This is a genomic window from Psychrobacter nivimaris (genome assembly GCF_904846365.1).
Classification (GTDB): Bacteria; Pseudomonadota; Gammaproteobacteria; order Pseudomonadales; family Moraxellaceae; genus Psychrobacter; species Psychrobacter nivimaris_B.
Map to the genome: position 1 here is coordinate 1 of NZ_CAJHAL010000056.1, position 7351 is coordinate 7351.

General features: G+C 42.6%; 5 protein-coding genes and 2 pseudogenes. 1 reads left to right on the forward strand and 6 read right to left on the reverse strand.

Features of this window, described 5'->3' with window-relative positions; all coding sequences use genetic code 11:
* Positions 1-100 precede the first annotated feature (100 nt).
* The 6 genes and pseudogenes from JMX63_RS14040 to JMX63_RS14065 form a co-directional block, all read right to left on the reverse strand.
* Positions 101-412, reverse strand: a complete 312-nt coding sequence (locus JMX63_RS14040; protein ID WP_201573093.1) for a hypothetical protein — start codon at positions 410-412, stop codon at positions 101-103.
* Between the two features lie 179 nt (positions 413-591).
* Positions 592-714 (reverse strand): annotated as a pseudogene (locus JMX63_RS14045) (cation diffusion facilitator family transporter); the annotation flags it as partial.
* Positions 715-800: 86 nt separating this feature from the next.
* On the reverse strand, positions 801-3941 hold the full coding sequence (locus JMX63_RS14050) for an efflux RND transporter permease subunit (protein WP_186475555.1): 3141 nt from the start codon (positions 3939-3941) through the stop codon (positions 801-803).
* The gene (locus JMX63_RS14055) at positions 3931-5160 is read right to left on the reverse strand and encodes an efflux RND transporter periplasmic adaptor subunit (RefSeq protein ID WP_068034974.1); all 1230 of its coding nucleotides are present in this window, start codon (positions 5158-5160) and stop codon (positions 3931-3933) included. Before JMX63_RS14055 ends, JMX63_RS14050 begins: the two co-directional genes overlap by 11 nt.
* Before the next feature lies 1 nt (position 5161).
* The gene (locus JMX63_RS14060) at positions 5162-6487 is read right to left on the reverse strand and encodes a TolC family protein (protein WP_201573095.1); all 1326 of its coding nucleotides are present in this window, start codon (positions 6485-6487) and stop codon (positions 5162-5164) included.
* A 48-nt stretch (positions 6488-6535) separates the two neighbouring features.
* Complete coding sequence (locus tag JMX63_RS14065) at positions 6536-6952, reverse strand: cation efflux protein, CzcI-like (RefSeq protein WP_227543712.1); 417 nt, start codon at positions 6950-6952, stop codon at positions 6536-6538.
* Positions 6953-7282: 330 nt separating this feature from the next.
* Here JMX63_RS14065 and JMX63_RS14780 point away from each other — a divergent pair.
* Positions 7283-7351, forward strand: a pseudogene (locus JMX63_RS14780) (transposase); the annotation flags it as partial.

Sequence of the window (7351 nt, forward strand, 5' to 3'; positions counted from 1 at the left end):
AACCCAGCAGGCCTCTAAAAAGTGGTCGATGCCAATCCGTAACTGGACGTCTGCTCTGAATCGTTTTATGATTATGTTTGATGACCGTATCAGCAAGCATTTAATCTAAAGGGCAGTTACACAGAATTCGGGATGGTCTCACCACAGCAGCTTGTTGCATTTCTATCCAGCTTTCATAGGATGTATTTTTTTGAATAAACTGCTCCCATTCCTGATCTGGAATGGCTGCAAAATCTTCTTTTGATTCCACTTTGAACCCAGAGGCTTCTATTAGCTTCTCAAAATTCGAATATTGGCTACAACTAGATATAAAGCTAGGGTTCATAAGGTCGTTCAGTGGGATGCTATCAGTATTAGATAACTCTGAGACATTCTTTTCCAATGTATCAAAACCTTTTAATTCAACTTCCATGAATTTCTCCTCGTATTTATAAGCTTTATATAGCTTGTATGATTTTGTCTATTTTAAAAAAATTAACCACCCAGAATATATCGGGGGATGGTAATTTAAGTTAAGTTAGACCGCTGGTTTGAACTGGTTAAGGTTATCAGGAAAGAAAGCTTGAACGGCAGTTACACAGAATTCGGGATGGTCTCAAAAGCAGCGACAACTTCTACTATTAAAAAAGTAGTCGTTAAACCTAAGGCAACCATTAACTTCTTACTATTTTCTTCAGTAACAACCGCATGGCTATGATCATGATGTTCTGACATAAAATATTTTCCTTATTCTATTTATGATGAGCAGAGATATTGGATAACAGCCAATATCTCTGCTGTAAATCGACTAATCTATTGGATTAAGAAACTTTTTTTTCATTTATCCAACGATAAAGCACGGGTAACAGCACCAAAGTTAGTAATGTTGAAGAGATAATCCCGCCAATCACTACGGTTGCCAGTGGCCGTTGAACCTCAGCCCCTGTTCCGGTTGCCAGCGCCATTGGTACAAAACCCAGTGAAGCCACACAAGCTGTCATCAACACTGGTCTTAAGCGCAAAATAGCCCCTTGCCACACGGCTTTATGCACTGGATATTTGTCCCTTAATTCCTTAATAAAGGTCAGCATTACCAGTCCATTGAGGACTGCAACACCAGATAAGGCAATAAAGCCAATTCCAGCTGACATCGATAATGGAATATCCCTTAGCCAAAGGAACAGCACACCACCGGTCAAGGCAAAGGGTATCCCGGTAAAGACCAATAGACTTTCTTTGACATTGTGAAAGACCGCCATCAGTAAAATAAAGATAGTGATTAAAGCCAGTGGAATCACGATTTGCATCCGTGCTTTGGCTGAAGCCAAATTTTCAAACTGACCGCCATATTCTATCCAATAACCACTTGGCAAAGTGTATGCTTTGAGCTGTGTCTGTACATCAGAAACAAAAGACCCTAAATCACGCCCTTCAACATTCGTTGTAACCACAACTCGGCGTTTACCATTTTCTCGACTGACTTGGTTGATTCCTTCAATGGTCGAGACTTGCGCGACATCCGACAATAAAATACTGCCACCATTTGGAAGCTGAATAGGTAACTGGGAAACAGATGCGACACTACGGTCTTGCTCTCCAAGACGGATAACAAAATCAAAACGACGATCGCCTTCTAAAATCTCTCCCACGCTTTGTCCACCAATATTGGTTGCCACAAGGTCTTGAATTGAACGCACACTCAAACCATATTGTGCAGCCAAAGTTTTATTTACCTCGACATTCAGTAATGGCAAACCTGAGGTCTGCTCAACTTTCACGGCACTGCTACCCGATATTTGCTGAATGATTTTGGAGATTTTAGTCGCCTCAGTATTGAGGACATTCATATCATCACCGAAGATTTTCACACCAACATCACTACGCACACCTGAGATCAATTCATTAAATCGGAGTTCAATCGGTTGTGAAAATTCACTATTATTGCCTGGAATCGTGGCTAAATACGTCACCATACGGCCACGTAATTCATCTAAACTTTCTTTAGGATTTGGCCATTCTGAACGAGGCTTTAACATGATATAGCCATCTGAAATATTGGGTGGCATGACATCTGTTGCAACCTCGGCTGTACCCGTTCTGGCAAATACTGCCTTAATTTCAGGGAAACTCTTTAAAAGAAGTTTTTCAGTATTCTCCTGAATACGTAAAGACTCTTCTAAGCCTGTACTTGGTGAACGTAACTGTTGTATCGCAAAGTCTCCTTCACTGAGCTGTGGTGCAAATTCACTGCCGAGTTTGGTACTGATAAATCCCGTAATCACTAATAAACACAGTGCAAAAGTCAGCACAACTGCTTTGTATTGATACGAAATATCAAGAGTTTGCTGATATTTAGCTTTTAGCCATAACATCCAACGACTTTCTTTTTCTTGAATATCGCCTTTGACCCACAATGCCACAGCAGCAGGCACAAAGGTGATCGATAAAATAATGGCTGCAACAAGGGCGAGTACCACTGCCAATGCCATCGGATGGAACATTTTTGCTTCCACACCACTTAAAGCAAAAATCGGCAAATACACCACCAAAATAATAAGCTGACCAAAAATAAGAGGACGACGTGCTTGGCGGGCAGCCAGAAAAACTTCCTTAAAGCGTTCACTTTGTGTGAGAGGTCGTTTTAACAGTTGCTGTGTATGGGCTAAACGCCGGATACAGTTTTCGACAATCACCACAGCACCATCGACAATGATGCCGAAATCGAGTGCACCTAAACTCATCAGATTGGCACTGATATTTTGCTGTGCCATCCCGGTTAAGGTAAACAGCATAGAGAGTGGAATGACACAGGCAGTAATCAAGGCAGCACGGATATTCCCTAAAAACAGGAACAGAATGATGATGACCAGGATTGCTCCCTCTACCAAGTTTTTCTGAACGGTTTTAATCGCCTTCTCAACCAAGATAGTACGGTCGTACACCGTTTCAATCACTACCCCTTTAGGCAAACTATTCTGAATATCTTGAAGCTTGGCATCCACAGCTTTAGAAACAGTCTGGCTATTTCCACCCATCGCCATCATGACAACCCCTAAAACGGTTTCTTTGCCGTTATAGGTTGCCCCACCGGTTCTTAAATCATGCCCAATAGAGACTTGCGCAATATCACCAACCCGAATTGGGCTGCCATTTGGGCTACCCAGCATGGTGTTCTCAATATCAGAAAGCCCATTGAATGCACCCGGTACACGTACCGTCAGTTGCTGACCATTGTCTTCAATATAACCTGCACCTCGGTTCTCATTATTTTGCGCTAAAGCCTGTTGCAGTTGTTCTAATGAGATATTCAGTTGCTGCATCCGGTTTAAATCGGGAGAGACCACATAGGTTTTTTCAAAACCACCAATACTGTTGACCTCTGCAACTCCCTTAACACGTTGCAGTTGAGGACGCACAATCCAGTCCTGAATCTCACGCAAATCCATCGGCGTGTATGCAGTTCCATCCGGCTTTTTCGCATTCGGATCTGCCTTCAGTACCCATTGATAAATCTCACCGAGACCCGTAGAAACGGGGGACATCGTCGGTGCGATTTGTGCAGGCAACTCAGATTGCGCCTCCTGTGTCCGTTGGTTAATCTGCTGACGGGCCCAATAAATATCAGTCCCATCTTTAAAGATAATGGTGACTTGAGAGAGTCCATAACGGGATATGGAACGGGTAAGCTCCAGATCCGGAATGCCAGCCATGGCATTTTCAATGGGATAGGTAATCAGCTGTTCGACTTCAAGCGCAGTAAAACCCTTGGCTTGAGTATTAATCTGGACTTGGGTATTGGTAATATCGGGTACAGCATCAATCGGGAGTTTCTGATAGCTATACACCCCGACCGCAATCCAGGTACAGGCAAAGAGCAACACCCAAATCGCATTTTGTATGGAAAACTGAATGATTCGTTCGAATAAACCTTCTGGTTTTGGTAGATCAGAATTAATGTCCATGGCCTGCCTCGTCTTTTTCTAATTCAGATTTCAACAAGAAACTGCCTTGAGCGATATACTTCTGCCCTTCAGTCAGCCCAGAAATCACTTCAAGCCATTGTCCATCACTTGAAGCCTGCCCCAATTGCACTTTCTGTGCTTTTAAGTGGACTTGACCTTTTTGTTCTGAATCTACGATGAAAATACTGTCTTCACCTTCAATACTTTGCAGCGCAGACTTTTGAATCCGAAGGGCTGATTTTGCTGTAGCTTCCGGAATCAACACTCTCACTAACACATTAGAACGCAACTCAGTAGCTTGCGCATCGAGTTTTGCGCGCACCACCAGACGCCCTGTTTGTACATCTGCCTGAGAGGTTAAGCTTTGTACAGTAGCTTTATAGCTTTGATCTGAATCATTCACTTTAAAGTCAATTTTTTGCCCGGCTTGCAGTTGACCTGAGAATTGATTCGGCAAATTAAACTCAAGCCATAAATCTTTCAGCTGTTCAATGACAAAGAGCTGATTAGCCAGTTGCACATTTTCACCGACCACAATATCTTTTTGACTGATCACCCCAGAGATCGGTGCTTTAATCAGAAAACGCCCATTGTTATTGCCACTTGCACCTAATGCATTTAAACGTGCTTGTGAGGACTGGACAGTAATCTGCGCTTGACGGTAGGCATTTTCGGCACGCTGGTAATCCTGTTTGGCAGAAACCCCCTGTGACCAGAGTTGCTGTTCGCGCTGGTAATCTTTACGGGCCAAATCCAGATTCACCTGTGCCATACGCAGATTTGCCTGTTGGTCGATCAGTTCAGGCACGGTTAGTACAGCCAGCGTTTGTCCTTTTTGCACGCTCTGTCCTAAAGCCACATTGATCTGCTCGACATAACCACTAAAATTAGGCGATATATGCGCTTGTTGATCGGTATTCACCACCAATTTACCTGGCAGGGTTGTCAGCTTTTCAACCAATCCTGTGGATGCAACAGCAACTTTTAAACCTTGTTCAACCATTTGTTGGCTGGTCAGTTGTATTTCGCCTTCTTCAGCATGTCCTTCTTCAGAACTATCTTCATCAGAATATTCGGCATTTCCCTCATCATAACCACGCCCCTCAGATTCAGTTTTTTTTGAACTTAACCAAATAGCCAGACTGACCAAGACCGTAATCAGAATCAAAATTGCAATCATGAGAGACTGGGATATTTTTCCGTTTTGCTTGGCGTTCATTTTATCGTGCTCCCCCATTGATTAAATTTTGCGATGCTTCGACTGCCTTTTTATTCAGTTGTGTATAGGCATCCGAACGGCTAATTTCTTCATAACTTGTGCCAATACTGAGTGCCTCAGCTGCTAGGGCAGTTTGCCAAGCTTGACGTAGAGTTTGTAATTGACCCAATCGAAGATTCTGCAGTTGGGTGGTTGCTTGCTGAACGTCGGTAATGGACAGTTTCCCTGCCTGAAACCCTAGTAAAGTACGGCTCTGAACTTTGGTCGCCAAAGTAACTTGTGCTGTTGTGGCATCGAACTGGCTACGTAAACCTTTGAGCTGATGCATGCTGTTGGCAATATCGAGTATTTGTTGCTTCAGCTCACGCTGCTGCTGTTGGTTCAGCAATATTTGCTGTTGCTGGACCATCGGGATCGCATATTGCTGGCGATTGAAAATATTCAGTGGAATAGCCACGCCGATTGCTAAAGTCGTATCGTTGCTTTCATTAGGGGTTTTGCTACGTTTCATGCCTACATTTAAAGTCGGATTGGGACGTGCCTGAATTCTTAAATTTTCAATTTGATGATCCGATTGCTGAATGTTCAAGGCATAGAGTTTTTCTAGCCACCCTTCAGCAATATACCGTTGCACAGTTTGGAGACTTTGCTCTGGCCAAGGGATAGCGGTTTTATTCAATTGAAGATGTGAAGATGTTTCTCCCCCCCACAAATTAGACAGCTGACGACCGGCAGCTTGTTTATTCAGCATCGCTTGCTCATAAAGTCGTTGGATTTCTAGCGCTTCAATTTGGGCACGCTCAAAATCAACCAGGGCAATACTGCCTGCCTGATAGCGTTTCTGGGCACTGTCCAGATTGACTTTACTTGTTTTTAACTGTACTGAATAAGCAGACTGCTCAACCTCAGCAAGTGCAAATTGCGACCATGCAAATTTAACAATCAGTTGGCTTTGTGCCTTCCATAATTGCTGTTGCAATTGGATTTGTTGATTCGAGGTATTGGCAATCACCCGGTTCAGCTTACGCTGACCAAATAGATCTAGAGGTTGACTAACGCCAACATTGAATTCCTGTTCTTGACCTGAGCCAAAGCCAGACTGTTCTAAACTTATACTTGGATTCTGCCATAACCGACTTTGCTGAATATTCAATTCAGATATTTGCTGAGCTTGTTGCCACAGCTTGTCTTGAGTCTGGTAACTTTGTACTTTTGCTAAAGCGGATTCAAAGCTGGTAACGTTTTCAGCATAGCTATATTGCATAGCCGCTGCACATATACAAGCAACCAAGCTATGACGCAAGAGTATAATTGATTGTGAAGACATGATTTTTCCCACTTATTTAAATAATAAAAGTGGTGGGAATGTTTTAGGCTACCCCACCATGAGCGGGGAAAATTCGGGAGGTGGGCTTTGTTGAAACAGGTCAGGAGCCTGATAGCTGTTTTTCCAATGAAATTGTGGATTCACTTTAACTTCAGAGCTTGGATGAAACACATCTACTTTTTCATTTTGTACAATCAAATGCATCATCGATGGTAGATGATCTTGATGATCTTCACCGATTTCTAAATCGCTACTGAATGTTTTTATGTTTTCTGACTGTCCATTATGATCGTGTTGACGACTATCGCTGGCACACAAGGTATTTTGGTGATGACCAAAATGATAACTCTGCTGTGATTGAGGCTGTTGTTCATGGACACAAAAGGCCGCCGCCACATTCCAAAAGCTTTGGAACATGAACAATCCAACCAAGACTGTAATCCATGTAGTAGAACGCATCATCATAACAACCGAAAAATTTGTACCAAGTATAAGGCTTAGAGCCACTCCAAGGTCAAGCTTAATAAATTAAATTAAACATTCAATGAACACTGAATAGCCGGCACTTTTGCAAATTTACCTTGTCTCTATAAGCTCACATCAATTTCAGGTAAGAATAACAATAGATAGTGAACCGTACCGGGTTTGTCGGAGACTTTTTATTTAAGTTAGGCCACCTGACCTAACGGGTTAATCTTATCATTGTACATTGCTTCAAACTCAAAAGGCAATTTTCCATGAGAGTTTCCCAAACTTTGTGTAACTGCTTATAATCCACTAACAGGAGAATAAGCAATGACTAACCAATCTGACATCAAGAAACTGGCTGAGCAAATGGCAAGCAGCATGAAAAGCTTCGATGAC

Coding starts and splice junctions, on each gene's coding strand:
- JMX63_RS14055 (WP_068034974.1), bottom strand. CDS start 5,160: ATGAACGCCAAGCAAAACGGAAAAATATCCCAGTCTCTCATGATTGCA.
- JMX63_RS14050 (WP_186475555.1), bottom strand. CDS start 3,941: ATGGACATTAATTCTGATCTACCAAAACCAGAAGGTTTATTCGAACGA.
- JMX63_RS14060 (WP_201573095.1), bottom strand. CDS start 6,487: ATGTCTTCACAATCAATTATACTCTTGCGTCATAGCTTGGTTGCTTGT.
- JMX63_RS14065 (WP_227543712.1), bottom strand. CDS start 6,952: ATGATGATGCGTTCTACTACATGGATTACAGTCTTGGTTGGATTGTTC.
- JMX63_RS14040 (WP_201573093.1), bottom strand. CDS start 412: ATGGAAGTTGAATTAAAAGGTTTTGATACATTGGAAAAGAATGTCTCA.